Source organism: Enorma massiliensis phI, assembly GCF_000311845.1.
GTDB classification, from domain to species: Bacteria; Actinomycetota; Coriobacteriia; order Coriobacteriales; family Coriobacteriaceae; genus Enorma; species Enorma massiliensis.
Genome location: NZ_HE978574.1, coordinates 1021248 through 1044754 on the forward strand (window position 1 = coordinate 1021248; position 23507 = coordinate 1044754).

22 protein-coding genes, 2 tRNA genes and 1 other RNA gene are annotated in these 23507 nt (G+C 63.0%); 22 read left to right on the plus strand and 3 right to left on the minus strand.

All coding sequences use genetic code 11. The features are described 5' to 3' along the window. From HGEM_RS04230 to HGEM_RS04280, 10 genes are all read left to right on the plus strand, one after another. On the plus strand, positions 1-1394 hold a 1394-nt coding region (locus HGEM_RS04230), incomplete at its 5' end, for a cell division protein FtsQ/DivIB (RefSeq protein WP_081580807.1). A 437-nt stretch (positions 1395-1831) separates the two neighbouring features. Further along, complete coding sequence (gene ftsZ, locus HGEM_RS04240; RefSeq protein ID WP_019128170.1) at positions 1832-2965, plus strand: cell division protein FtsZ; 1134 nt, start codon at positions 1832-1834, stop codon at positions 2963-2965. Between the two features lie 409 nt (positions 2966-3374). Beyond that, positions 3375-4166 (plus strand): purine nucleoside phosphorylase YfiH/LACC1 family protein, encoded by a 792-nt coding sequence (locus tag HGEM_RS04245; protein ID WP_019128171.1) that lies wholly within the window; start codon positions 3375-3377, stop codon positions 4164-4166. A 189-nt stretch (positions 4167-4355) separates the two neighbouring features. After that, complete coding sequence (locus HGEM_RS04250) at positions 4356-5207, plus strand: phosphate signaling complex PhoU family protein (protein WP_019128172.1); 852 nt, start codon at positions 4356-4358, stop codon at positions 5205-5207. Positions 5208-5397: 190 nt separating this feature from the next. Then, entirely contained in the window at positions 5398-6171 is a 774-nt protein-coding gene (locus HGEM_RS04255; protein WP_019128173.1) for a YggS family pyridoxal phosphate-dependent enzyme, read from the plus strand. Positions 6172-6377: 206 nt separating this feature from the next. Beyond that, positions 6378-7112 carry a cell division protein SepF gene (gene sepF, locus HGEM_RS04260; protein WP_019128174.1) on the plus strand — a complete coding sequence of 245 codons (735 nt, stop codon included), beginning with the start codon at positions 6378-6380 and terminating at the stop codon, positions 7110-7112. A 10-nt stretch (positions 7113-7122) separates the two neighbouring features. Continuing rightward, positions 7123-7413: a YggT family protein gene (locus HGEM_RS04265; protein WP_019128175.1), complete on the plus strand. Its 291-nt coding sequence runs from the start codon at positions 7123-7125 to the stop codon at positions 7411-7413. A gap of 58 nt (positions 7414-7471) precedes the next feature. Continuing rightward, the gene (locus tag HGEM_RS04270; RefSeq protein WP_019128176.1) at positions 7472-8155 is read left to right on the plus strand and encodes a DivIVA domain-containing protein; all 684 of its coding nucleotides are present in this window, start codon (positions 7472-7474) and stop codon (positions 8153-8155) included. 218 nt (positions 8156-8373) lie between these two features. Beyond that, a complete protein-coding gene (locus HGEM_RS04275) occupies positions 8374-9438 on the plus strand; it encodes a hypothetical protein (RefSeq protein WP_154646803.1) in 1065 nt (354 codons plus the stop codon). 105 nt (positions 9439-9543) lie between these two features. Further along, on the plus strand, positions 9544-10224 hold the full coding sequence (locus HGEM_RS04280) for a PspA/IM30 family protein (protein ID WP_019128178.1): 681 nt from the start codon (positions 9544-9546) through the stop codon (positions 10222-10224). 62 nt (positions 10225-10286) lie between these two features. Here HGEM_RS04280 and HGEM_RS04285 read toward each other — a convergent pair whose 3' ends face one another. Next, positions 10287-10823 carry a nitroreductase family protein gene (locus HGEM_RS04285; protein WP_019128179.1) on the minus strand — a complete coding sequence of 179 codons (537 nt, stop codon included), beginning with the start codon at positions 10821-10823 and terminating at the stop codon, positions 10287-10289. A gap of 171 nt (positions 10824-10994) precedes the next feature. Between HGEM_RS04285 and fucO the strand changes: the two genes are divergently transcribed. From fucO to HGEM_RS04315, 6 genes are all read left to right on the plus strand, one after another. Further along, positions 10995-12155 carry a lactaldehyde reductase gene (fucO, locus tag HGEM_RS04290; RefSeq protein ID WP_019128180.1) on the plus strand — a complete coding sequence of 387 codons (1161 nt, stop codon included), beginning with the start codon at positions 10995-10997 and terminating at the stop codon, positions 12153-12155. Positions 12156-12832: 677 nt separating this feature from the next. Continuing rightward, positions 12833-13465: an HAD family hydrolase gene (locus tag HGEM_RS04295; RefSeq protein ID WP_195891235.1), complete on the plus strand. Its 633-nt coding sequence runs from the start codon at positions 12833-12835 to the stop codon at positions 13463-13465. Between the two features lie 107 nt (positions 13466-13572). Then, positions 13573-13940, plus strand: an RNA gene (gene rnpB, locus HGEM_RS09765) — RNase P RNA component class A. Positions 13941-14302: 362 nt separating this feature from the next. Beyond that, positions 14303-15355: an inorganic phosphate transporter gene (locus HGEM_RS04305; RefSeq protein ID WP_019128182.1), complete on the plus strand. Its 1053-nt coding sequence runs from the start codon at positions 14303-14305 to the stop codon at positions 15353-15355. A gap of 112 nt (positions 15356-15467) precedes the next feature. Next, positions 15468-16091: a DUF47 domain-containing protein gene (locus HGEM_RS04310; RefSeq protein WP_019128183.1), complete on the plus strand. Its 624-nt coding sequence runs from the start codon at positions 15468-15470 to the stop codon at positions 16089-16091. Positions 16092-16218: 127 nt separating this feature from the next. Then, positions 16219-16854: an IMPACT family protein gene (locus HGEM_RS04315; RefSeq protein WP_019128184.1), complete on the plus strand. Its 636-nt coding sequence runs from the start codon at positions 16219-16221 to the stop codon at positions 16852-16854. On the opposite strand, the gene HGEM_RS04320 is transcribed toward HGEM_RS04315, so the two are convergent. After that, on the minus strand, positions 16851-17315 hold the full coding sequence (locus HGEM_RS04320) for a C-GCAxxG-C-C family protein (RefSeq protein ID WP_019128185.1): 465 nt from the start codon (positions 17313-17315) through the stop codon (positions 16851-16853). The genes HGEM_RS04315 and HGEM_RS04320 overlap by 4 nt on opposite strands. A 237-nt stretch (positions 17316-17552) precedes the next feature. Between HGEM_RS04320 and HGEM_RS04325 the strand changes: the two genes are divergently transcribed. From HGEM_RS04325 to HGEM_RS04335, 3 genes are all read left to right on the plus strand, one after another. Further along, positions 17553-18836, plus strand: a complete 1284-nt coding sequence (locus tag HGEM_RS04325) for an O-acetylhomoserine aminocarboxypropyltransferase/cysteine synthase family protein (protein WP_019128186.1) — start codon at positions 17553-17555, stop codon at positions 18834-18836. A gap of 30 nt (positions 18837-18866) precedes the next feature. Next, positions 18867-19844, plus strand: coding sequence for an alpha/beta fold hydrolase (locus HGEM_RS04330; RefSeq protein WP_019128187.1), 978 nt, complete (start codon positions 18867-18869; stop codon positions 19842-19844). Positions 19845-19966: 122 nt separating this feature from the next. Beyond that, the gene (locus tag HGEM_RS04335) at positions 19967-20320 is read left to right on the plus strand and encodes a hypothetical protein (RefSeq protein WP_338081886.1); all 354 of its coding nucleotides are present in this window, start codon (positions 19967-19969) and stop codon (positions 20318-20320) included. 38 nt (positions 20321-20358) lie between these two features. On the opposite strand, the gene HGEM_RS04340 is transcribed toward HGEM_RS04335, so the two are convergent. Further along, a complete protein-coding gene (locus HGEM_RS04340; protein ID WP_019128189.1) occupies positions 20359-21471 on the minus strand; it encodes a diacylglycerol/lipid kinase family protein in 1113 nt (370 codons plus the stop codon). A 155-nt stretch (positions 21472-21626) separates the two neighbouring features. Here HGEM_RS04340 and HGEM_RS04345 point away from each other — a divergent pair. The 3 genes from HGEM_RS04345 (at position 21627) to gdhA (ending at position 23421) form a co-directional block, all read left to right on the plus strand. Beyond that, positions 21627-21703: transfer RNA gene (locus HGEM_RS04345), tRNA-Pro, on the plus strand. A gap of 4 nt (positions 21704-21707) precedes the next feature. Next, positions 21708-21781: transfer RNA gene (locus HGEM_RS04350), tRNA-Gly, on the plus strand. 284 nt (positions 21782-22065) lie between these two features. Further along, positions 22066-23421, plus strand: coding sequence for an NADP-specific glutamate dehydrogenase (gdhA, locus tag HGEM_RS04355; RefSeq protein ID WP_019128190.1), 1356 nt, complete (start codon positions 22066-22068; stop codon positions 23419-23421). Positions 23422-23507 lie beyond the last annotated feature (86 nt).

Genomic DNA, 23507 nt, shown 5'->3' on the forward strand with positions numbered 1-23507 from the left:
GCACCGCTAGGCAGGCAGGAGCGTCCCGTCTTGCTCCCAAGCCTGCGGCGAAGGCTTCGTCGCGGCCTGTTGCGGGGTCCGTCTCGTCGCGCCCTGCCGCGGGGCGCAAACCGCTGCGCCAGCCGGCGGCCGCGTCTCCCGCATCTCGTTCCAAGCTCGGCGCTTCGGGCGCCTCCCGTTTGAAACCCTCACCGAAGCCTTCTGGTGTTGCGAAACGCGGCGCCGTGCGCGCTTCCGGCGGTGCGGGCGAGGGGCGCGCAGGCCTTGCCTCCGTGCTCAGTCGCATCAAGCTTCCCGCTGTCGCGATTCCGGGGCGCATCGTGGCGGTGGTCGCTGCGGTGCTCCTGGTGCTGGTCGTTGGCGGGGTGGTCGTTACCAACTCGCCGATCTTCTCGGTGACGGAGGTCGTCGTGAACGGCAGCGAGCATGTTACGCAGGATACGGTCGAGCGTTTGGTGGACGTTCCCGAGGGTTCGACGCTCTTCAATTACGACGCATCGGCGATCGAGGCGTCGCTCAAACAGAATCCCTGGGTCGAGAGCGTGCAGATCGAGCGTACGTTCCCGCATACGATTACCATTACCCCGGTTGAGTACAAGGTCGCTGCAATCGCCTACATCACCTCGAGCGACGTTGCCTGGGCAATCGATGCGAGCGGCACCTGGATCGCGCCCATCTCGCTGTCGGTCGCGGTAGACGCCGAGGGGAGCGTCGTTTCGGGCACGGCGGGCACGCAGGCAAGCCTGCAGCAGGGTAGTGATGGCTCGGAGGATGCCTCTGCTTCTTCTGACGGTGCGGGCGGCGATGCAGCTTCCTCTGACAGCACGGATGGCGACGCTTCGTCGTCCGGTGACGGCGCGGACACCTCGGGTGCATCTTCTGATTCAGATGCAGCCGGTGATGCCGAGGGCGGCTCCTCCGCAGATTCCGATACGGCTCCAGCCGATGGCGGCTCGGGCTCCGACACAGCTTCGGCGGATAACGCTTCGAGCTCCGATGGCAGTGCCGCCGACGGTACGCAAACCTTAACAGGCATCAACGCCGCGCTGGCGCTTGCACGCCAGGACGGTGCGGTGCTGTTCACCGACATAGCATCCGATGTCGAACCCTCCGAAGGCAGTAAGGTTTCTTCGGATGTCATCACGGCGGGGCTGGAGTACGTAAGCGGCTTCTCAAGCGACTTCCTCGCGCAGGTCGATTACCTGTCGCTCGAGTCGGTCGATGCCATCTCCGTCTTCCTTTCGAATGGCATCGAGGTCGCGCTCGGGGAGCCTACCGACGTCTCGCTCAAGGAACGGGTCGTTACCGGGCTTCTCGACCAGGTGCAGGGCATCACGTATATCGATGTCCGCAACCCCGAGAGCCCGACATACCGTAGCGCGCCGAGCGCTTAGGGAGGAGCCGCGCGTCCGTGTGCGCTCTGGGAGCGCTGGGCTACTGCGGTGCGTGCGGGGTGCGCCGGGCTGCCGCAGCACGCCCGGGGAGGAGCCGGGTGTCCGTGCGGGGCGCAAGAAACGCCCAGCAGGTGCGAAGGGCGTCTATCAAAGCTCTGAACGCTCTCCTGTGACCCGCGCTGCGCCCAGGCCCGTCCGTGTCTCCGTGGTGTTCTGTGAGAGGGGCGTTGCGCGTCGAGCACGCACCCTGAAATCCGCGTTGCATGATGTCACCCCGCCCGACCTGCGAATATGCAGCGAGCTTCATATTTTCGCCTCCGTCCATTTGACTCCAACTGCATTTTTGTGCAAAGATATGCCGATTTACCTCGACGTTTAATGTAAACTTGAACGTTAGAGTTTAACCCGGAACCGCAGTCCGAATTCGGAGGACCGACATGCACGAGAGCGAGATCAGCAACTACCTTGCCGTCATCAAAGTGGTGGGCGTCGGCGGCGGCGGAACCAACGCGGTCAACCGCATGATCGAGGAGGGTATCCGCGGCGTCGAGTTCGTGGCCATCAACACGGACGCGCAGGCGCTCGCGATCTCGGATGCGGACATCAAGGTCCACATCGGTACCGATCTTACGCGTGGCCTGGGCGCCGGCGCGAACCCCGAGATCGGCCGCAAGGCTGCCGACGAGAGCCGTGACGATATCCAGGAGGCGCTCGAAGGCGCCGACATGGTGTTCATCACGTGCGGCGAAGGCGGCGGCACCGGAACCGGCGCTGCTCCCATCGTGGCCGACATCGCCATGAACGACATCGGCGCGCTGACCGTGGCCGTCGTGACGAAGCCCTTCACCTTCGAGGGCCGCAAGCGCAAGGCGAGCGCCGAGGAGGGCATCCGTACCCTGGCCGACTGCGTCGACACTATGATTGTCATCCCGAATGACAAGCTGCTCGACATCGCCGAGAAGAAGACCACCATGCTCGAGGCCTTCGCCACGGCCGATGGCGTGCTTTCCCAGGGCACCCAGGGCATCACGGACCTCATCACCGTGCCCGGCATCATCAACCTCGACTTCGCCGACGTGAAGACCATCATGAAGCAGGCCGGTACCGCCATGATGGGCATCGGCACCGCCTCTGGCGACAACCGCGCCGTGGACGCTGCCCAACAGGCCATCTCGAGCCGCCTGCTCGAGAGCTCCATCGATGGTGCCACGCGCGTGCTGCTCTCCATCGCCGGCTCCAAGGACCTCGGCATCCAGGAGATCAACGACGCCGCCGACCTCGTGGCGAACGCCGTCGACCCCGAGGCGAACATCATCTTCGGTACCGTGGTGGACGAGTCGCTCGGCGATCAGGTGCGCATCACCGTCATCGCCACCGGCTTCTCCGATGCCAACGTGGGCCGTCAGGATCAGCTCTTCCAGGCGAGCACCCAGAAGAGCGAGCCTGTTTCCGCGCCCGCTCAGCAGAGCAAGCAGTCTTCTTCGACGCGCACCATCGGTGGCACCGAGGTTCCGAACTTCGGTAACGACCAGTTCGAGCTTCCCGATTTCCTGAAGCGCGGCAACTTCTAGCCTGCATCGCGGATGCGGACGGATTCGCCTGCATCGGCACAATTGGTTGCATTGCATGAGCGCCGGGGCTGATTGCCTCGGCGCTTCTCGTATCGAGCGAACGAGCCAAGCGGGCACTCCCGTGAGCCCTTTTCAAAGTTGCATGCCGAATTACGCAATAAGAGCCGATATTTTTCTCCTTATTGCGTAATTCGGCATGTAAGATGCCGTGTGGGCCGCCGCATAAGGTGCCATGCAGGATGCCTCGTGGGCCGCCGCATAAGATGCCATGCAGGCTACCTCGTAGGTCGCCGCAAGAGATGTCGTGTGAGCTGCCTTGTAGAAGGCCGCGTGGGATGTCGTATGGGCCGCCGCGCTGGATGGCATGTAGAATGAACAGAACACATGGACTCGCGCTTGGGGAGGCGCTATGCAGGAGCTTGAACGTTTGGTAAACGATACGGGCGTTGCGTTGGTGGGGTCCCTCGAAGGCCCGGTTGCATTCGGATTCACCGAGCGGACGGGCGGAGTTTCGAAGCCCCCTTACGCCTCGTTGAATCTGGGAAGCCATGTGGGTGATGAGCCCGAGGCGGTCCAGGAGAACCGGCGCCGCGTGCTTGCAGCGCTCGGATGCGAGGAGGCGCTCGGCCGCCTTATCGTTCCCAACCAGGTCCACGGCGACCATGTCGTGACCGTGTCCTCTTCGGATGCGGCAGCGCTTGGTGGGGCTCGCGCTGAGGCAACTGCGGGCGCCGATGCCGTCGTGTGCACCGTTCCGGGCGTACCGGTGCTGCTGTGCTTTGCCGACTGCGTTCCCGTGATCGTTGTCTGCCCGGGCGGTTTCGCCGTCGTCCATTCGGGCTGGCGGGGCACGTATGCGGAAATCGCCGGAACGGCGGCGCGTGCATTGGGTGAGGCCACGGGCTGCGCGCCGAGCGATATGCGTGCATATATTGGCCCGCACGTCCTGGGTGATGAATACGAGGTCTCCGCTGAGCTCATCGAGCAGTTCTCCCAGCGGTTCACCGATACCAACCCGTCGGGCCCGCGGATGCTCGACCTTGCGCGCGCCATCACGCAGGCACTCGTTCGCGCCGGTTTGGCGGAAGGGTCAGTTCTTGATACGTGTCTTTCCACCGTTCGCCACAACGACCGCTTCTACTCCTATCGTGCCGAGAACGGCTCCTGCGGGCGTCATGCTGCGGTCGCGGTGATGCGCTGACCCGGTACCCCCGACCGTTTGCCGGGTGACGAACGGCTCCTTACACATTCCTTACATGCGCCACGTAGAGTGAGGTGGGGGCGTTGCACCCTGCCCGCCTGCGGCGATTCGCTGTGCGAGCCGGGCCGCGCTGCCGCCCCTGGTGTATTTGACCTGCTTGTATTCGGTTTGGCTTGTAAGGAGTAGACCATGCGAAAGCTGTACCATCGCCAGCTCGTGGAGGCACGCCACGAGATGCTCTCGATCTACGAGACGATCGACCTCGCCCTCCACGATGCCGTGCGCGCATTCATCTCGGGAGACAAGAAGCTCGCGGGCGCTACGCGGGAGAAGACGTACCAAATCGATGCGCGCTGCGCGAACCTCGAAGCGGTCTGCTACAACCTCATCGCTACCCAAGGGCCGGTCGCATCGGATTTCAGGCTTCTCCAGACCATCATCTATACCGATTTCTGCCTGCAGCGCATGTGCGATAAGGTCCGTCGCACCGCACGTGCGGCAAAGCTGCGGGTCTCGGCCGATATCGAGCTTCCGGCAGAGCTTATCGAGCTCGTTGAGGAAGAGGCGAAGACCGTCTATAGGGTCATGGGAACGGCCGCCTCGGTGCTCGTGCTGAACGACCTCGGTCTTTTGCGCGAGCTGAGCGAGCAGGAGGAGTCTGCTCACGGCGTCTACGAAGAGTTCTTCCGTTCGTACAATCGCATGGCGGCCATCGATCTCGGCGAGGGGAGCGACGATAGCTCATACGACGACCTGCGCCGTGTAATCATGGCGTCGCGCTATCTCGACCGGTGCGCGCAGTACAGCATCGACGCAGCCGCGCGCGTCCTGTTCCTGCTCACCGGCCAGCGGTGGAACCAGATGGAAATCGCTACCTTCGATGAGGACGAGCTCGAGGGAATGAGGGTTCCGGCGGGAGAGGGCGCGTTTCTCGACCCAGCATCCGATGCGCTCTGCGTGGCGCGCATCCCGCGCGACGAGCTCGATCAACGCGTGTGCGAGCTCATCGAGGGCACCGCGGGGGTCTCGCCCGCTGAGTAAGCGCCGCAGGAACCATGCCGGCTGAGTAAGCACCCGAGTGCCTCGCCCGCCGACCAGGCGCCGCGCGCACCTCCATGCGGAGGCGGCGCTCATCAAAACCGTAAACATTGCGCGTTCGAGCGCGATCCTCTTCGCAGGGTCGCGCTCTGCGGTAGTATGGGGAGGTTATCGACGACAAGAGGTGCATGGTATGTCTGAGCTAGATGCGTATCGCGAGGCTGTCGCACGTCGGCGCGAGGCGATCATGGAGCGGGTCGATGCGGCGCTTGCGCGGAGCGGGCGCAAGGCCGGCTCGGTTAAGGTGATGGCCGTCTCCAAGACGGTCGACGTGCCGCAGGTGGTCGCTGCCATCGATGCGGGGTATCGCTTCTTTGGCGAGAACCGGCCGCAGGAACTCGTGCGTAAGCTCGAGGGACTTTCCGTGCTCGCCGGCGAGGACGGGTGCGTTGCCGGTGCCGATGCTCGCGATCTTAGATTCGATATGATCGGCAACTTGCAGACCAACAAGATCAACGCCGTGCTCGGTCGCGCCGCGTGCATCCATTCCATCAGCTCGCTTCACCTTGCCGAGGCGGTTTCCTCCCGTGCCGCACGCCGCGTCGAGGCGGGGGAGCTGGCCGGCCCGCAGCCGGTTCTCATCGAGGTGAACGTCTCGGGCGAGGCCTCGAAGTCAGGGTTTGCCCCCGATGACCTGCGAAATGCATTCTCCCAGCTCGCGCAGCTCCCGGGTATTCGCATCACCGGTCTCATGACGATGGCTCCCCGTGGGGATGTTCGCTGCGCTCACGAGACGTTTGCCGGCCTACGCGATCTGCGCGACGAGTTGGCCGCATCCTACCCCTCGGTCGACCTTGCCGAGCTCTCCTGTGGTATGAGCGAGGACTTCGAGGCGGCTATCGAGGAAGGGTCCACGCTCATCAGGCTCGGTAGGGTCGCGTTCGATCCGTCCTTCGCGCTCGCCTAGGCGCATAGCCGCTCCTTGCACGCTGGCGCATGCGCATGTGGCAAGCATGAGTGTGAACATTGCATTGGGAGGGGTATTTTAGGAATCGTTGCCGCATCTTGCGGGGTACAAGGGCCTAGAATAGGGCAGTTCTGGTACGATAAGCAGGTCAGGCCAACTCAGACCTGCAACCGTACACGAATCGCAGCATGCAGAGAGGTTGAGAGATGGGCTTCTTAGACGACATCAAGAGTCGGCTCCCCTTCGGCCAAGGTCAAGCTTCCTACGGCCAAGACGGCTATGACGAGGGTGACGGCTATAACGATTACTATGACGGCGATTATCAGGACGACTACCAGACCACGGAAGACGCCTATGGTGCGCAGGGCTATAGCGGCGGTTATGCCGCGCAGCCCGCAGAGCCTTCGAACGGCATGCTCGGGCAGACCCGTCGCGGCGAGGCGGAGTCCGTCGCGGTCTACACGCGCTCAGGCCAGCTCGTGGGCGATGCGGACCGTCATGCCACCACGTACAATCCTCCCGCCCGGAGCCAGGATTCCTATCGTCCCGGGGCCTACGATACGCCCTCGAGCTATGCTGCCTCGGTGCGCGAGCACGCTGCGGCCGCCCCGGCCCCTGAGGCTGCAGCCATCGACCGGCATGCAAGCTCTATCCTGAACGCGACTCCCCAGCTGCCGGCATACGTGCTGCGCCCGGAGAGCTACGACGACGTCGAGACCGTCGTGCGTCGCGTGCGCACCAAGCAGCCCGTGGCGCTTGTCTTCGTGGGCGTGCGCACAGAGGTAGCCAAGCGCGTTCTCGACTTCAGCTATGGTTTCGCCTGCGGCCTCGGCGCTTCCGTCAAAGAGGTGGGCGACCGCGTGTTCATGGTGCTTCCCCAGGGTTGTGAGGTTAAAGACTCCGATCTTGCAAAGCTCCGCGACGACGGTTTCCTCAAATAGGCGGGGGTGCTTGACGATTCCGACTTTCACCTTGAACGCCTACTCGGTCGCTCAGCTCGTCGTTACGCTCGTCGATTTCTACGAGATGCTCATCATCGTCTACATCCTGCTCTCGTGGTTCCCGATCCGCGAGGGTAGCTTGGTGCACGATATCGGCATGGTGCTTCAATCGCTTTGCGAGCCCTATCTGGGCCTCTTCCGTCGGTTTATCCCTCCGATGGGCGGCCTCGATTTCTCTCCCGTTATTGCGGTTCTTGCGTTGAATCTCGTGTCGCGGCTGGTAATAGGTATAATCGTTTAGGATGCAGTGTCTAGGCGCAAGCGGGGCAAGGTCCTGCGTGCGATGAAAAGGAGTGCTCATGGCAATCACACCCGCCGACATTCAGGCTCAGACGTTTTCCGAGGCCAAGCGCGGCTACGATCCCGCTGAGGTCGATGTCTTCCTCGAGCAGCTTGCTACCGAGGTCGACGCGATGCTTGCCAAGATCGTCGATCTCAAGAATCGCCTGACGGCGACCGAGCAGCAGCTCGCCGATGCTCAGGACCAGCTTGCGAACGCGCAGGCTCAGACGATTGCCGCGCCCGCGCCGGTGCAGCAGCCGTCGAGCATGGGCGCCTCCGAGCGTCAGATTTCCGCGGCCCTCATCGCTGCTCAGCAGACGGCGGACGCCATCGTTGCCGAGGCTCAGCAGAATGCCGACCACATCTGCAACGAGGCCGATGCCAAGGCGCGCGACGTCATCCGCCAGGCCCTGCAGGAGAAGCAGGAGGAGCTGAAGGAGATCGATCGTCTCAAGGCTTCCCGCGAGGAGTTCAAGGAGGAGTACCTGAAGCTGCTCCAGCACTTCATGGACGATGCTCAGAACTCCTTCCCGCCCGAGCTCATGGTTTCTTCGCTGCCCGTTGGCTCCGCCGCTGCGGGTGCCGCTCCGGTGCTCCAGTCTGCCCCGGTGGCTACCCCGGCTCCCGAGCCCGCGCCCGTCACCCCGGTCGCCGATCCCTTCGCCCCGCTCGACAACTTCGGCGTGGACGATCTGGACTAGCATATGCTTCAACTTGCGAGGTAAGCGCTTCGCAGACGAAAGGCACCGCCCATCGGACGGTGCCTTTTTTCATGTCGAGGGGCGCGAGCGTTCCATGTCGTGGCCAGGGGTGCTTTGCCTGCCAAAAGGGGGTGCACGTTCGATTGCGCCTTTCCCGCTCCCTTTGGGCATAATGGAACCAATGACATTGCATGAAGAATGACGGCGAAGGGATGCGTATGGGCAGGTCTGGCGGCAGGTCGGGAGGCGGTGGCCGCAGCGGAGGGTTCTCCGGCGGAGGCAGATCTTCGGGAGGCTTCTCCGGGGGAGGCGGTCACGGCAGGAGCGGTCGTTCGGGCGGCCCCCGCTTCGGCGGATTCGGGGGCGGTTTCGGCGCGCCGCGTTGGCATGGCCCGCGCTCTTACGGTGGCGGTAGCTTCTGGCCGTTCATGGCCGGCTACGGCATGGGGCGCGGTTCCGGGGGCTCCGGGAGGGGTTCTGGCGGGGATTCGGGTGGTTCGGGATGCGGTTGCGCTTCGATCATCGTGGCGGCGCTCGCCGCCGTCGTGCTCATGGCGCTTCTCGGTACCGTTGCGACTCGCTTGACATCGTGCACGTCTACCGCCATGAGCGCAGACATCTCCGCATCAACGGTTGATCGCGAGGCGCTGCCCGCAAGCGCGGTCACCACCCAGCTCTCTCAGCATTATCGCGATGAAGATGGGGGCTGGATCTATAGCTCGGGAACGATTGAGCGCGGGCTTGACGCCTTCCAGGATGAGACGGGCGTGCAACCGTTCGTGTGGATCCTCCCCAATGGGAGCGAGACCTCGACCGAGGCGCTCTCCCAACGCGCTGACGAGCTGTACGATGAGGTCTTCGACGACGAAGCGGGCTTCCTCCTCGTGTTCTGCGACGATGGCAACGGGTCGTTCAACTGCGGCTATACGGTTGGTAGCCAGGCCAAGACCGTGATGGATGACGAAGCGATCGGGATTCTCGCCGATTACCTCGATAGGTACTACCAAGACTATTCGATATCCGAAGACGAGATCTTCGCGCGGGCTTTCGAGGACACGGGAGCGCGCATCATGAGCCGCACGACATCGCCTGTGGTGTATGTCGCCGTTTGCGCAGCGGTAGTCATCGTGGCCGGGCTCGTGTTCTTTGGGGTGAAGAGCTACCGAGCATCGAAGGAGCGGGAAGCCAAGCGCATGGAAGAGGTGCTCAACACGCCGCTCGAGACGTTCGGCGATCAGGACCTCGAAGATTTGGAGAAGAAGTACCAGGGCCCGAAAGACTGAGACGGCGCGTGATGCTGTACCCGCTCTGGGGGTAGAAGGTACAAGACGGCGTCCATGGGCGCCGAAGCGCCGGGGTGGGCCCGGCGAAGAGTCAAAGGAGTGCACATGGGCATGCTCGACCGCTTTACCGATATCATCAAGGCAAATGTGAACGATTTGCTCGACCGAGCCGAGGATCCATCCAAGATGGTCGACCAGTACCTCCGCGACCTCACCGAGTCGCTTGCCGAGGTCAAGCAGGAGACTGCCGGCGTCATGGCGGAGGAGGCGCGCACCGAGCGGCAGGTCAAGGAGAACGAGGCCGACATCTCGAAGTACGACGGCCTCGCCCGTGCGGCACTCGAGGCGGGCAATGAAGACGATGCTCGAACGTTCTTGGCAAAGAAGCAGCAGCTCGTAACGAAGGGCGAGGGGCTGCGCGCTGCCGCGGAGGCCGCGCACGAGAATGCAACCAAGATGCGCGAGATGCACGACAAGCTCGTGGGAGATATCGAGCAGCTGAAGAGTCGGCGCGAGGCCATCAAGGCGAAGGTCGCCGTGGCGAAGACCCAGGACAAGGTCAACAAGATGTCCTCCGCAGGCGACCGCGCGGCCGGTGCCATGAGCGCGTTCGACCGCATGGAGGCGAAGGCCGATGAGATGCTCGACCGCTCCAACGCCATGAGCGAGCTCTCTTCGGAGCCGGAGGACGCTGCCGCCGAGCTGGAGAAGAAGTATGCCGATTCCGCATCGACGGCGGCCGTTGACGCGGAGCTCGCCCGTCTCAAGGAAGAGATGGGTCTCTAGGCCCACAGGCAGGGGGCGGAGCGCCGGCGGCTTTCTCCGGCCCCTGCCAGGCTTCGTCTACGCTAGCGCGTCACGTCGCAGAACTGCTCTAGGGAGATGCAACGGGCTTCTCGCTTCTCGGGTTCGGCGATTTCGTCCGCTGGATAGCCCATGGTGAGCATCGATACCGGCTCGACCCCTTCGGGAAGGCCGAACTCCTGGCGTGCGATCTCAGGGTCGAACATGCAAACCCAGCAGGTTCCCAAGCCGAGCTCGGTTGCCTGCATCATCATCTCGTCGACCACGATCGAGGTATCGATGAGCGACGAGTTCATGCCGTCGTTTCGGCGTACCCAGGCATCTTCGGTGCGCGCGCAGGCGAGGATGACCACGGGCGCACCGAAGACGCTGCCGTCTTTGGCGAACCTGTTGGCCGCGTGCGCCGCCTTCTCCTTTAGCTCGGAAGTGTCGCAAATAACGATTCGGGTAGGGTGGTTGTTGTGGGCGGAAGGGGCGATGCGACCCGCTTCCACCACTGCAGCGAGCTTCTCGGGCTCGGTGGCGCGGTCCTCGTAGGAGCGGCACGAATAGCGCGCGCGGGTGAGGTCGGCGAAGGACATGGATACCTCCTATGAACGCGTTTCCAACGGCCCCATTGTAGCGCTCGTGGCCCGGAGCGGCAGAATAGGCGAAGGGGCGTTCGGGTAGATTGAAATCGTATTCGGGGCGTGGGTACGCCCTGAGGTTTGCCGGCGCGGCGTATCGCACGTCGGCGTAGAGAGGAGACTCCAATGGTTCAGCGCATCATGCTCAACGAGACGTCGTATCACGGATCGGGTGCAATCACCGAGATCCCGAACGAGATCGCGGCCCGCGGCTTCAAGAAAGCCTTCGTTGCCTCCGACCCCGACCTCGTGAAGTTCGGCATCACGGCCAAGGTGACCGACCTCCTCGATGCCGCCCAGGTTCCCTATGAGGTCTATTCCGATATCAAGCCCAACCCCACGATCGAGAACGTTCAGCATGGCGTCGAGGCCTTCAAGGCTTCGGGCGCCGATTGCATCGTCGCCATCGGTGGCGGGTCGTCCATGGACACCTCGAAGGCCATCGGCATCATCATCGCAAACCCCGAGTTCGAGGACGTGCGCTCGCTCGAGGGCGTTGCTCCCACCAAGAACCCGTGCACGCCGATCATTGCCGTTCCCACCACGGCGGGTACCGCGGCCGAGGTCACGATCAACTACGTCATCACCGACGTTGAGCGCAAGCGCAAGTTCGTCTGCGTTGACCCGCATGACATGCCCGTGGTTGCCGTGGTCGATCCCGACATGATGGCCACCATGCCTGTGGGCCTTACGGCTGCGACCGGTATGGACGCGCTCACCCATGCCATCGAGGGCTACACCACGAAGGCGGCATGGGCGATGACGGACATGTTCCACCTCGAGGCCATCCGCTTGATCGCTCAGAACCTGCGCGACGCCGTGGCCGAGGCCAAGAGCGGCGAACCGGGCAGCGGCCGCGAGGGCATGGCCCTTGCCGAGTACATTGCGGGCATGGGCTTCTCCAACGTCGGGCTTGGCATCGCGCATTCCATGGCCCATACCCTCGGCGCGGTCTACGACACGCCGCATGGTGTTGCCTGCGCCATGGCGCTGCCCATCGTGATGGAGTACAACGCTTCCGAAACGGGCGAGAAGTATCGCGAGATCGCTCGCGCTATGGGCGTTGCGGGCGTTGACGACATGTCGCAGGACGAGTACCGCGCTGCCGCTGTGGCTGCCGTGGCCAAGCTCGGGCAGGATGTGGGCATCCCCACGAAGGTGGACGGTCTCAAGGAAGAGGACCTCGACTTCCTCTCTGAGTCCGCTCATGCCGACGCCTGCGCACCCGGCAATCCGCGCGATGCGAGCGTCGAGGATATCAAGAACCTCTTCCGCAAGCTGATGTAGCGCATCGTTTGGGCGGGGCCGTTGCTTTGGCAGCGGCCCCGATTTTGTGTGGGTTGCCGCCGCCGTAGCGCGTTGTCGTGCAGGCCGCCGCCGTAGCGCGTGGCTCGTTTCTCGCGCCTGCGGCTGGATGGAATGCCCGTCCGATTTTGCGCGGGTTGGGGGGTGTGGAACGGTAGATTTCGCGATGCCGGCGCACTCGCGCGGCGCCGGGGGCAAATCTTGCGTCAAAGGATCGAATTTTCGAAGACCTTCCGAGTACACCCGCTAGATGCAACATAAAAACTGCTGGTAGACGCGATGGGCTTGTAGCGGATAGTTTGAAGGTATCCCAAAATCAAGTCCTTTGACGGAAGTTTTGTTCCGGCTAAGAGATCACGAGGGTATTTCGAGCTACAACGAAGGCATTGCGCACGCAGTTGCGTGCGGTGACAGGGCTATTCTTGCTATGCGGCAGTAAAAATGCCGAGGGAGTAGCTCGAGCCTCGATCCAGTGCCTTTTTGTGATCCGCTGAGCAGGCCATTCCGCATCGAATGCATTTCCGCAGGGAATGCAGGGGGTATAGTAATTCAGATACTATGCCGGGCTTAACAAAAGTGCTGATTCGAGACTCGAACTATGTGATTGCAGCGCTTTGTTGCGTACAGTAGGGCATGTTCGCGTACAAGTTGGAAGGGTCATGATGGTGGAGCGGCTCATATTCTTCGACATCGACGGGACGCTCGTGCCGGATACGAGTACGGGTTCGTTTATCGCAAAGCGCTTGGGGTCTCTCGAGCAGATGGCGGCTGCCGAGCGCGCCTACGAGGAGGGGCGCATCGATAACGGCGAGGTTTGCGCGATCGATGCAGCCTCATGGCGCGGTTACCGCCGTGCCGAGGTCGAGTCGTGGCTAGACGAGCTGCCTTTGATCGCGGACATCCGTGAAACGGTTGACGCATGCCGCGGTGCTGGCATGGAGCCGCATCTCGCTTCGCTGGCTTGGACGGTCGTGGGGGAGTATCTTTGTCGCCGGTTTGGGTTCGCGGGGTGCTGTGGCCCGGTGCTCGAAGAGGAAGATGGCGTCTTTACCGGCCGGGTGAAGCGCGTTTTCGATGAATACGACAAGCGCGACTACGCTCTTAGGGTCTGTGCCGAGCGCGGCATCGACCCTGCGCGGTGCATCGCCGTAGGAGACAGCCGCTCGGATCTGCCGCTCTTCGCTGCGGTGGGCGAAAGCATCGCTTTCAACGGGTCGTCCGCTGCGCGTGCGGCTGCCACCCGATGCGTCGACGGCTCCTCGCTTACTGCCATCTTGAAAAACCAGGACTGAGTGAGAAATCAGGACAGAGGAAATTTCGCATTCGACGGGTCGCTTGCCTCGTGTGGATTTGAGGCCTGCGCGCCGTAACCCGCGCCAGATGCTACAATACCTCGCGCGAAGCGGGCCGGACGGTCGCGCGACCTGCGCTCCGGCACAGGCGTGAGGAAAGTCCGGGCTCCACAGGGCAGGATGCTGGCTAACGGCCAGGCGGGGCAACCCGACGGAAAGTGCCGCAGAAAAGAAGACTCCCACCTGCGTGCTGACTCGGCGCGTAAAGGGAAAAGCTGAAACGGTGGTGTAAGAGACCACCAGCGTCGCGGCAACGCGGCGGCTTGGTAAACCCCATCCGGAGCAAGCGCAAATAGGGGCGCTATGGGTCGGCCCGGCCCGCGCCCGGGTAGCGTGCGAGGAGCCGCACGGTGACGTGCGTGCCAAGATAAATGACCGTCCTCGACAGAACCCGGCTTATAGGCCCGCTTCGTTCTTTTGCTCTCGCGCGCTTGTGGCGGTGGACGTGCCTTCCCACCGTGCCTGTCAACGATGATTCGGTGTCCATGAGGCTTACGGTCCCGATGATGCCCTTTGGGCGCGTCACCTGCGATGTGGTGCATCCTGTGTTCATGGCGCAAGCGCTGTATCAGGGAAATGTAAAGCTAACGTAAGGTCTTTTTACAGCCATATATAAAATACCAGTTCAAAGGCGTACTCGTCATGAAACCCGTTTACGTGAGGCTGATAAATCTGCATAAATGCATCAAGAAACCGTTAAGAAACGGTAAAATGGCGACGTACGTGTCGGGGATGCCCGCTGGAGCGTTCCTGTGAAGCTGAATAGGGAGAATTCTGTTGGATGTCTCGCTCGCGCAATTTGTCGCGCAGGTGGTCTCGAACCCCATCTTGGCCGTTACCGTTCTGCTCACCTTGGGCGTCATTTTCGTCAATGGCTGGACCGACGCCCCCAATGCGATCGCGACGGCAGTCACGACCCGAAGCATCAATATCCGCCCCGCCATCATCATGAGCGCCGTCTTCAACTTCTTGGGCGTACTACTCATGACGATGATCAATTCGTCGGTGGCGTCGACCATCTCGAACATGGTCGATTTCGGTACGGACACGCAGATGGCCCTCGTCGCCCTGTGTGCCGCGCTCTTCTCGATCGTCGTCTACAGCGTGGGCGCCTCGATCTTTGGCATCCCCACCAGTGAGAGCCACAGCCTCATCGCGGGCCTCACCGGTGCTGCGCTTGCCGTCCAGGGCGGCCTCGACGGCGTAAACGGCCAGGAGTGGATCAAGGTCATCTACGGCTTGGTGCTCAGCCTTGCCCTCGGTTTCGCGCTGGGCTGGGGCATCTGCAAGGCGTTGACCATCATCTGCGCGAATATGGACCGGCGACGCACCAACAAGGCATTCAAGTACGCACAGATTTTCGGTGCTGCCGCCATGAGCTTCATGCACGGCGCCCAAGACGGTCAGAAATTCATCGGCGTGCTGCTGCTGGGCGTGGCCTTCTGCAATGGCCAACCCGATCTTGTGAACGCCGCCATCCCCATCTGGCTCATGATGCTCTGCAGCATCACCATGGGCGTCGGCACGAGCGTGGGCGGCGAGAAGATCATCAAGTCCGTCGGCATGGATATGGTCAAGCTCGAGACCTTCCAGGGCTTCTCGGCCGACCTCGCCGGTGCGGTGTGCATCCTGCTTTCGACCCTCACGGGCATTCCCGTTTCCACGACGCATACCAAGACGAGCGCCATCATGGGTGTCGGCGCGGTCAAGCGTCTGTCCGCCATCAACTTCTCGGTGGTGAAGGACATGATGCTCACATGGGTGTTTACGTTTCCCGGTTGCGGCCTCATCAGCTTCGTGATGGCGAAGGTCTTCATGATGGTGTTCTAACGGCCGTTTGACGGCTGCACCCCTCGGCGCAGCCAGGGTGTTCGGTATGATCGCGCGGCTGGTTCCGCGCTGAGATCGCAAACGCGATGCACAACGAGAATCGGAGGATTCCATGGCAAGGAAAAACGACGCGTTCTACTTCGAAGCGTTCTGCGCAAGCGCGGACTATTCGTATCAGGCCGCGCAGCTGCTCTCGAAGATCATGCACAATTTCGATCCCGACCGCCTGGAAGAGGCGATCGATGAGATGCACGCTATCGAGCAGGCGGCCGACGAGCGGCGCCACGAGGTGCTCGACGCGCTGGTGACGGCGTTCGTGACGCCCATCGAGCGCGAGGACATCGCTGAGCTCAGCGAGTACCTGGACACCGTGACCGACCGTATCGAGGGCGTGCTGCATCGGCTGTACTTCAACAACATTCGCGAGATGCGCCCAGATGCGCTCGAGCTTGTGGACATCGTGGTCCGCAGCTGCGAGCTCATGCGCTCGCTCGTGGGCGAGCTCTCCCAGTTCAAGAAGTCGAAGAAGCTGCGCCAGTACGTCGTTGAGCTCAACACCATCGAGCAGGAGGCCGACGACTGCTACATGAGGTCTATGCGCAACCTGCATACGACCTGCACGGACCCGATCGTTGTCTTCACGTGGCACGAAACCTACTCGTTCCTCGAGTACTGCGTCGACTATTGCGAGCAGGTTGCCGACACGATCGACACGATCGTAATGAAGAACTCGTAAGCGCACGGTATCTTCGTTCTCTTAGCGCGCCCGCCGACGCAGCTCCTTGCTGCGGGCGGGCGCGCTCGTCGTATTCCTGATAGGATAGCCTGGAAGCGAATGGCAAGATGGCGTAGGGCAGGCGAGCATGGAGAGCTATCGTACGGTGCGCGCGGGCGAAGAGGCGGTTGGCGAGGTCGTCGATCGCAAGAGCCGTTTCATCGCGCAACTCGTGCATGTGGAGTGTGAGGAGGATGCCGCGGAACACATCGCGGCGGTTCGCTCGCGTCACTTCGATGCGCGCCACAACGTGCCAGCATGGATTCTGGCCGACGGCCGCGAGCGGGCGAGCGATGACGGCGAGCCGCAGCGCACAAGCGGCATGCCCTCCCTTGAGGTGCTGCGCGGTGCCAACCTACGCGATGTGTGCTGCGTGACCACTCGCTATTTCGGTGGCACGCTCTTGGGCCCCGGCGGCCTGGTGCGCGCCTACGGTGCGGCGGTGCAGGCTGCGATCGATGCGGCGCGCGAGGCGGGCAAGCTGGTGGAGATGACTTCAGTCGTCTCGGTTGTCGTGACCGTCGCGTACCCCCAGTACGAGCAGGTTCTTCATATGGTCGAACAGGCGGGCGGAAAGGTTTCCGACACCGCGTATACCGACGAGGTTGCTCTTTCGATCGTGTTTAAGACGGGCGATGAGCAGCCGTTCCTCACCGCGCTCCGTGAGCGCTTAGCCGGACGGGAGCGCGTGGAGGTTTCGGGCCCGCGGTTCGATGAGTTTTAAGCGGCGTTTTCCGGAGCGCTTTGGCGCGCGATGATTTCGGCCGTGATCTTCACCGCGTCCTCGATGCACCCCGGGCAGCTACGAAGCGGTCCGTGCTCGCATCCCGCGCCCTTCAGCTCGCAGCAGATGGTGGAGCCGTTTTTTGCGCCGAAGCGCTCGACGAGCTCCCGGGTTAGTTCGTACGTGCGCTTCTTCGTGGTTCCAGAAAGCGCCGTGCCCCCGCTGCTCACCTGACCGAGCGCCATGACGCCGCCCGAGATGGCGCCGCAGGTCTCCGTATGGCCTCCCATGCCGCCGCCGAACCCCTCGGAAAGCACGTAGCAGGCTTCCGTGTCCGCGCCGATCTCTGGGGCGAGCGCGCATGCGACCGCCTGGGCGCAGTTGTAGCCGCGCTCGGCGCGCAGCGCGACCGCGCGGGCAGCGAGCTCGTCTGACCGGGTTGTGAGGTCGCAGGAGGGCATGGGGTTCCTTTCTCTCGGGCGCCTGTAAGCGTTCGCTGCTGGGTGCGAGCGTGCGGAGTCGGGCGCTAGCTTTCGCACCTATGATAGCGCCGCCTCGCCGGAGCGCGCCTGCTGACTCTCTGTAAAAACTAGATGCAGGCATACGCGGGAGCGCGAAGGCGAGTAAGCTTATGAACGTATGCGCGGCGCCCAGCGGCGTTTCGCGCCCATCGAAACGAACGTGCAAAGGAGCTTCATATGGCAGAGCATCTCGGCACCACCTGCGTCCAGGGCGGCTATCGTCCCGGTGATGCGGAACCGCGCCAGGTCCCCATCTATCAGTCGACGACATGGAAATACGATACGTCCGAGCACATGGGGCGGCTCTTCGACCTCGACGAGTCGGGCTATTTCTACACGCGCCTGCAAAACCCCACGAACGACGCCGTGGCGGCGAAGATCTGCGAGCTCGAGGGCGGTACCGCCGCCATGCTTACGAGCTCCGGCCAGGCTGCCAACTTCTTTGCGCTCTTCAACATCGTCGGTGCGGGCGACCATGTGGTGGCAAGCTCCGCCATCTATGGAGGCACGTACAACCTTATCGCCCACACCATGGGGCGCATGGGCATCGAGAGCACGTTCGTCTCGCCCGATTGCACCGATGAGGAGCTCGAGGCGGCGTTCCGTCCCAACACGAAGGCGGTGTTCGGGGAGACCATCGCGAACCCCGCTCTCGACGTCCTCGACATCGAGCGCTTCGCTTCGGCCGCCCATGCCCATGGTGTTCCGCTCATCGTGGATAACACCTTCCCGACGCCCGTGCTCTGCCGCCCCTTCGAGTGGGGAGCCGATATCGTGACGCACTCCACCACCAAGTACATGGACGGTCACGGAGCTGCGGTGGGCGGTGCCATCGTGGACTCCGGCAACTTTGACTGGGAGGCGCATGCGGACAAGTTCCCCGGCCTCACCACGCCGGACGAGACGTATCACGGGGTCGTCTACACCCAGAAGTTCGGCCAGGGCGCGGCCTACATCACGAAGGCGACCTCCCAGCTCATGCGCGACCTGGGCTGCATCCAGAGTCCGCAGAACGCCTTCTTGCTCAACCTCGGCCTCGAGAGCCTGCACGTTCGCATGCCGCAGCATGTGAAGAACGGCCAGGCCATGGCGGAGTTCCTGCATGATCATCCCAAGGTTCGCTTCGTGAAGTATCCGGGCCTCCCCGACGACCCGTGGCATGAGCTCGCCCAGAAGTATCTGCCGAATGGCTGCTGCGGTGTGGTGAGCTTCGGCTTTACCGGTGGCCGAGCGGCGGCGGAGCAGTTCATGAAGAGCCTCCATGTGGCGCAGATCGCGACGCACGTGGCCGATGCCCGCACCTGCGTGCTGCACCCGGCCAACGCCACGCATCGCCAGATGACGGATGAGGAGCTCGCCGCTGCGGGCATCGCACCCGATATGGTGCGCCTGTCTTGCGGCATCGAGGATACCGACGACCTGATCGCCGATGTTGCCCAGGCCCTTGACGCGCTGCAGTAGCGCCGCTTGATACTTGGGGAAGGAGGCGCGGTGCGCACGGAGACGTTGACCTACCCGAGTGCAGATGGGCGCTCGACCGTTCGGGCGCTTGTCTGGGCGCCCGCGTCTTCCGGCAGCGCCGCGCCGCGAGGCGTGGTGCAGCTCGTGCACGGCATGTCCGAGCACGCCGAGCGCTATGCATCCTTTGCCGAGGCGCTCTGCGCAGCGGGATACCTCGTCTGCGCGAACGACCATGTGGGTCACGGGCGCACCGCCGCCGCTACTTGCGACCTCGGCCACATTCCGCTCACAGGCGGCGTGGACATCCTGCTTGCCGATGTCCACGCCCTGCGTAGCCGCGTCATCGGGCGCTTGCGTGCGCAGGGCGTTTCTGCCCGCATCCCGTACATCTTCTTCGGCCACTCACTCGGGAGCTTTATCGTTCGTGTGTACCTCACCCAGCATGCCGAGGGCGTCTCGGCGGCCGTCGTCTGTGGAACGGGCCAGCAGCCGCCGGCGCTCGCCCGGGCGGGCAACGCGTTCTGCCGTGTGCTTGCGCGCCTGCGGGGCGAGCATTTCAGAAGCCGCCTTATCCACGAGCTCGTGGTGGGCGCATACGGTCGAGCGATCAAGGGCGCCCGTACGCCGTATGACTGGCTCTCGACCGATCCTGCGGTGGTCGAGGCGTACCGGCGCGACCCGCTCTGCGGCCAGATGTTTACCGTGGGCGGCTACGCGGCGGTGACGGAGCTCGCCGCAACATCGCAGCGGCGCAACCTTGCCCGTGGGATTCCGCGCGGGCTGCCGCTCCTTTTCATCGCGGGCTCGAACGATCCGGTGGGGGATTGTGGGCGCGGCGTGCGCGCGGCCGCAAAGCAGTACCGCGATCTTGGCATGGTCCATGTGGATGAGATGATCTACCAGGGCATGCGCCATGAGGTTCTCAACGAGCCCGACCGTGCGCAGGTTTATCGCGACGTGCTCGCGTGGTTCGATGCCGCGTTGGGCAATGCCGACGGCTCGCGATGATCTCCGAGCACGCATCGGTGCGGCCGGCGACGGGGTCTGCCTCGCGCGCAGGGCGGAATGATTCCTGAGCGGGTATCGGCATCGCGTGCGTTGCGGCACGCCACTTTGGGAACGTGCCGGTGGTGTTCGCCAAGAAGGCGCAGTCAATCAATCTTGATGGCGAGCAGTACGCAACATCGATTTACTCCTTCACCAAGCAGCGCGAGTTTCCCGTTATCGTGGGGAAGCGCTTCCTCGGGCCTAATGACCATGTGCTCATTCTCGATGACTTTCTTGCAAACGGCAAAGCGCTCGAGGGCTTGCTTGAAATCTGTGAGCTCGCAGGGGCCCAGGTGCAGGGCATTGGCATCGCGATCGAGAAGGCGTTTCAGGGCGGGGGAGACCGCCTGCGCGCCCGCGGCTACCGTGTCGAATCGCTCGCGCGCGTGGGGTCGATGGATGCCGGTGCCGGAACGATAGAGTTCCTTCCCGCATAAGATGGCATTCTTGGCACGTTGATCGCGGAGGGTGCCGTCTAGAGCGGCTGCAGCACCGTGAGTTCTCCGGGGAGAAGGTCGACCGTCATGCTGCGAGCGCGTATGCGTTCCCCGTCGGCTTGGATGGGGTAGTCGTCGCGCTCGAATGAGAGCTCAAGATGCCGAGCGGTGGCGGTGTGGATGAGGGGCGAGCTCAGGTGATGGCCGTTTTTCGCGCGCAGAAGCAGGGCGAGCGCATGCGCGCGGGTGGCCTTGCCGCTGGCGTAGCAAAGATCGAAGCATCCGTCTGCAGGGTCTGCCTCAGGGCAGATGAGGAAGCCCGAGCCATAGGTGGGCCCCAGCTGTATGGCCATGAGGAACGTGCGTAGCTCCTGGGCTGCTCCTCCGTCGATGGACACGCGGGCGGGGTAGGACCTGAAGGAACGAAGGAAAACGCCTGCGCCGCTCATGAGGTAGAGCGGTGCCCCGGTGAGCGCCACCGTGGCTCGCAGGTCGACGGTGCCGATCGCGACCGCCGCGTCGAGCCCGAAAGAGAGCGTTTGGACGAAGTATTCGGTCGCCGTATCGTTGGTGGTGCCTGTGGTTTCTCCCGCAGGTAGGATGTCCGGCGGCATGGGTGCTGGGGAGCTTTCGGCTGGGCTGGGGGTGCGATGCCGCCCCGCTCGCCCGCAGCTCTGGGGCTCGGCGCCTTCAATTCCCGTTGCCGGAACGTAGGTTACGCGTCCCACGTCGAGGGAGACGCGCTCGCATGTGAGAAGGCGAGCGAAATCCTTTCCGCCATAATCGTCGAGGCCGAGCGTTCGCGCGAAGTCGTTGCCCGAGCCCACGGGCACCACGCCGAGCGCGGGCCGATGCTCCGCGTCGATGCGCATGATGCCGTTTGCGACCTCGTGCACCACGCCGTCACCGCCGAGGGCGAGCACCGAGTCGTAGTTCCGTGCCGCTTCGGCAAGCTCGACGGCATGGCCCATGTGCTCGGTATACACGAGCTCGAACGAGGCGTTGTCGTGGTGATAGAGCGCGAGAAAACGCTGCAGCTGGCCAGCGATGCGCTTTCCCGCGCCAGATTGCGCGACGGGGTTGGCGATGATGAGCGTGCGGCCGAGCGCCGCTCCCGGCGCGTTCCGACGGTTGCTGTCGTGTTCGCTCATGGTGCTCCTTAGCCGCGCGGTAGGCGGTCTCGGGGTTGGTTGCATTCACAGTATACGTCCGAGCGACTCATGTACACCGCGTGCGTTCCTTGGGGTAGCGCGAACCGGGCGTTGCCCAGATGAAGAGAAACCTCTATAATGCTTGCTCTGGACGTCGGGACGTGGCGCAGTCTGGTAGCGCGCGTGCTTTGGGAGCACGATGCCGCAGGTTCGAATCCTGTCGTCCCGACCATATCGCGGGCGTAGTTCAATGGTAGAACCCCAGCCTTCCAAGCTGATGACGCGGGTTCGATTCCCGTCGCCCGCTCCAGCAATCGCTCGAACCCGGCATCTTTTTGGTGCCGGGTTCGTCTTTTTCGTCGCCTTCGTGGATTCTTGATGAACGGCGGTGCGGCCTTTGTTTCCTGCTTTGCATTCGGTGCTGTACGAAAAGTAGAAGGGCGCCCGGTTCGCGTCGGTGCTGAGCGTGTTGCGGGCACGTTACGATTCAGCGCGTTGACCGTACGGCAACCCGATTGAAGTACAATTCCTGCGGCCACAACGTTGCCGTTGCTTGCAACGGTAGCGAGGGAAACACATCGATAGGAGAATCGCATGAGCTATACCCAGCGTGTGATCGACGAGCTGCGCGAGCGCTATGCCGACCAGCCCGAGTTCCTCCAGGCTGCGATCGAGGTGCTCGAGACCATCGAGCCTGCCGTCGAGGCGCATCCCGAGTTCGAGGAGGCGAGCCTGCTTGACCGCTTGGTCGAGCCCGAGCGCGTCATCATGTTCCGCGTACCGTGGGTCGATGATGCTGGCAAGGTGCAGGTCAACCGCGGCTATCGCGTCGAGTTCAACTCTGCGATCGGGCCCTACAAGGGCGGCCTGCGCTTCAACCCAACGGTGACCGTCGGCATGCTTAAATTCCTGGGCTTCGAGCAGATTTTCAAGAACGCGCTCACCACGCTGCCCATGGGTGGCGGCAAGGGCGGTTCGGATTTCGACCCCAAGGGTAAATCCAACCGCGAGATCATGGCGTTCTGCCAGTCCTTCATGACCGAGCTTTTCCGCCACATTGGTCCCAACACCGACGTTCCTGCTGGCGACCTTGGCGTGGGCGGTCGCGAGATCGGTTACCTGTTCGGGCAGTACAAGCGCCTTCGCAACGAGTGGTCGGGCGTGCTGACCGGCAAGGGCCTGACCTTCGGCGGCTCGCTTGCGCGCACCGAGGCCACGGGTTACGGCCTGGTCTACTTCGTGGATGAGTATCTGAAGAGCCAGGGCGATTCGTTTGAGGGCAAGAGCGTTGTCGTTCATGGTTCTGGCAACGTCGCCATCTATGCAATCCAGAAGGTCGCCCAGCTTGGTGGCAAGACCATTGCATGCTCCGATACCAAGGGCTGGGTCGAGGATCCCGAGGGTATCGACTACAAGGTGCTTGAAGACATCTACAACGCCAAGCGTTCCGGCCATGATCAGGGCGTGAGCCTTGCCATGTACCTCGACCAGCGCCCTGGTGCCACCTGGCACGAGGGAGACGGTCGAGGCGTATGGCAGCTTCCGTGCGATGTCGCGCTGCCGTGCGCTCGCGAGAACACCCTGACGCTCGAGGACGCCCAGGCGCTCGCGGCGAACGGCTGCAAGGTTGTGGGCGAGGGCGCCAATATGCCCACCACGCCGGATGCGACCATCTACCTCATGGAGCACGGCGTTGCCTTCATGCCCGGTAAGGCGGCGAACGCCGGCGGCGTGCTCGTGTCTGGCCTCGAGATGAGCCAGAACGCAGAGCATCTTTCCTGGACGTTCGATGAGGTCGATGGCAAGCTTGAGGGGCTCATGCGCGGTATGTTCCACAATGTGGACGACACGGCACGTGAATACGGCCATGAGGGCAACTTCGTGATGGGCGCCAACATCGCCGGCTTCATGAAGGTTGCCGATGCCATGATGGCCCAGGGTGTGTGCTAAAGGTCTAGGTTTTCGACACGCTTTTCGTTTCGGCTGGCATCCCGAAAGGGGTGCCAGCTTTTTTCTTCGGCACCTCGCATCCGGGG

Coding starts and splice junctions, on each gene's coding strand:
- ftsZ (WP_019128170.1), top strand. CDS start 1,832: ATGCACGAGAGCGAGATCAGCAACTACCTTGCCGTCATCAAAGTGGTG.
- HGEM_RS04245 (WP_019128171.1), top strand. CDS start 3,375: ATGCAGGAGCTTGAACGTTTGGTAAACGATACGGGCGTTGCGTTGGTG.
- HGEM_RS04250 (WP_019128172.1), top strand. CDS start 4,356: ATGCGAAAGCTGTACCATCGCCAGCTCGTGGAGGCACGCCACGAGATG.
- HGEM_RS04255 (WP_019128173.1), top strand. CDS start 5,398: ATGTCTGAGCTAGATGCGTATCGCGAGGCTGTCGCACGTCGGCGCGAG.
- sepF (WP_019128174.1), top strand. CDS start 6,378: ATGGGCTTCTTAGACGACATCAAGAGTCGGCTCCCCTTCGGCCAAGGT.
- HGEM_RS04270 (WP_019128176.1), top strand. CDS start 7,472: ATGGCAATCACACCCGCCGACATTCAGGCTCAGACGTTTTCCGAGGCC.
- HGEM_RS04275 (WP_154646803.1), top strand. CDS start 8,374: ATGGGCAGGTCTGGCGGCAGGTCGGGAGGCGGTGGCCGCAGCGGAGGG.
- HGEM_RS04280 (WP_019128178.1), top strand. CDS start 9,544: ATGGGCATGCTCGACCGCTTTACCGATATCATCAAGGCAAATGTGAAC.
- HGEM_RS04285 (WP_019128179.1), bottom strand. CDS start 10,823: ATGTCCTTCGCCGACCTCACCCGCGCGCGCTATTCGTGCCGCTCCTAC.
- fucO (WP_019128180.1), top strand. CDS start 10,995: ATGGTTCAGCGCATCATGCTCAACGAGACGTCGTATCACGGATCGGGT.
- HGEM_RS04295 (WP_195891235.1), top strand. CDS start 12,833: ATGATGGTGGAGCGGCTCATATTCTTCGACATCGACGGGACGCTCGTG.
- HGEM_RS04310 (WP_019128183.1), top strand. CDS start 15,468: ATGGCAAGGAAAAACGACGCGTTCTACTTCGAAGCGTTCTGCGCAAGC.
- HGEM_RS04315 (WP_019128184.1), top strand. CDS start 16,219: ATGGAGAGCTATCGTACGGTGCGCGCGGGCGAAGAGGCGGTTGGCGAG.
- HGEM_RS04320 (WP_019128185.1), bottom strand. CDS start 17,315: ATGCCCTCCTGCGACCTCACAACCCGGTCAGACGAGCTCGCTGCCCGC.
- HGEM_RS04325 (WP_019128186.1), top strand. CDS start 17,553: ATGGCAGAGCATCTCGGCACCACCTGCGTCCAGGGCGGCTATCGTCCC.
- HGEM_RS04340 (WP_019128189.1), bottom strand. CDS start 21,471: ATGAGCGAACACGACAGCAACCGTCGGAACGCGCCGGGAGCGGCGCTC.
- gdhA (WP_019128190.1), top strand. CDS start 22,066: ATGAGCTATACCCAGCGTGTGATCGACGAGCTGCGCGAGCGCTATGCC.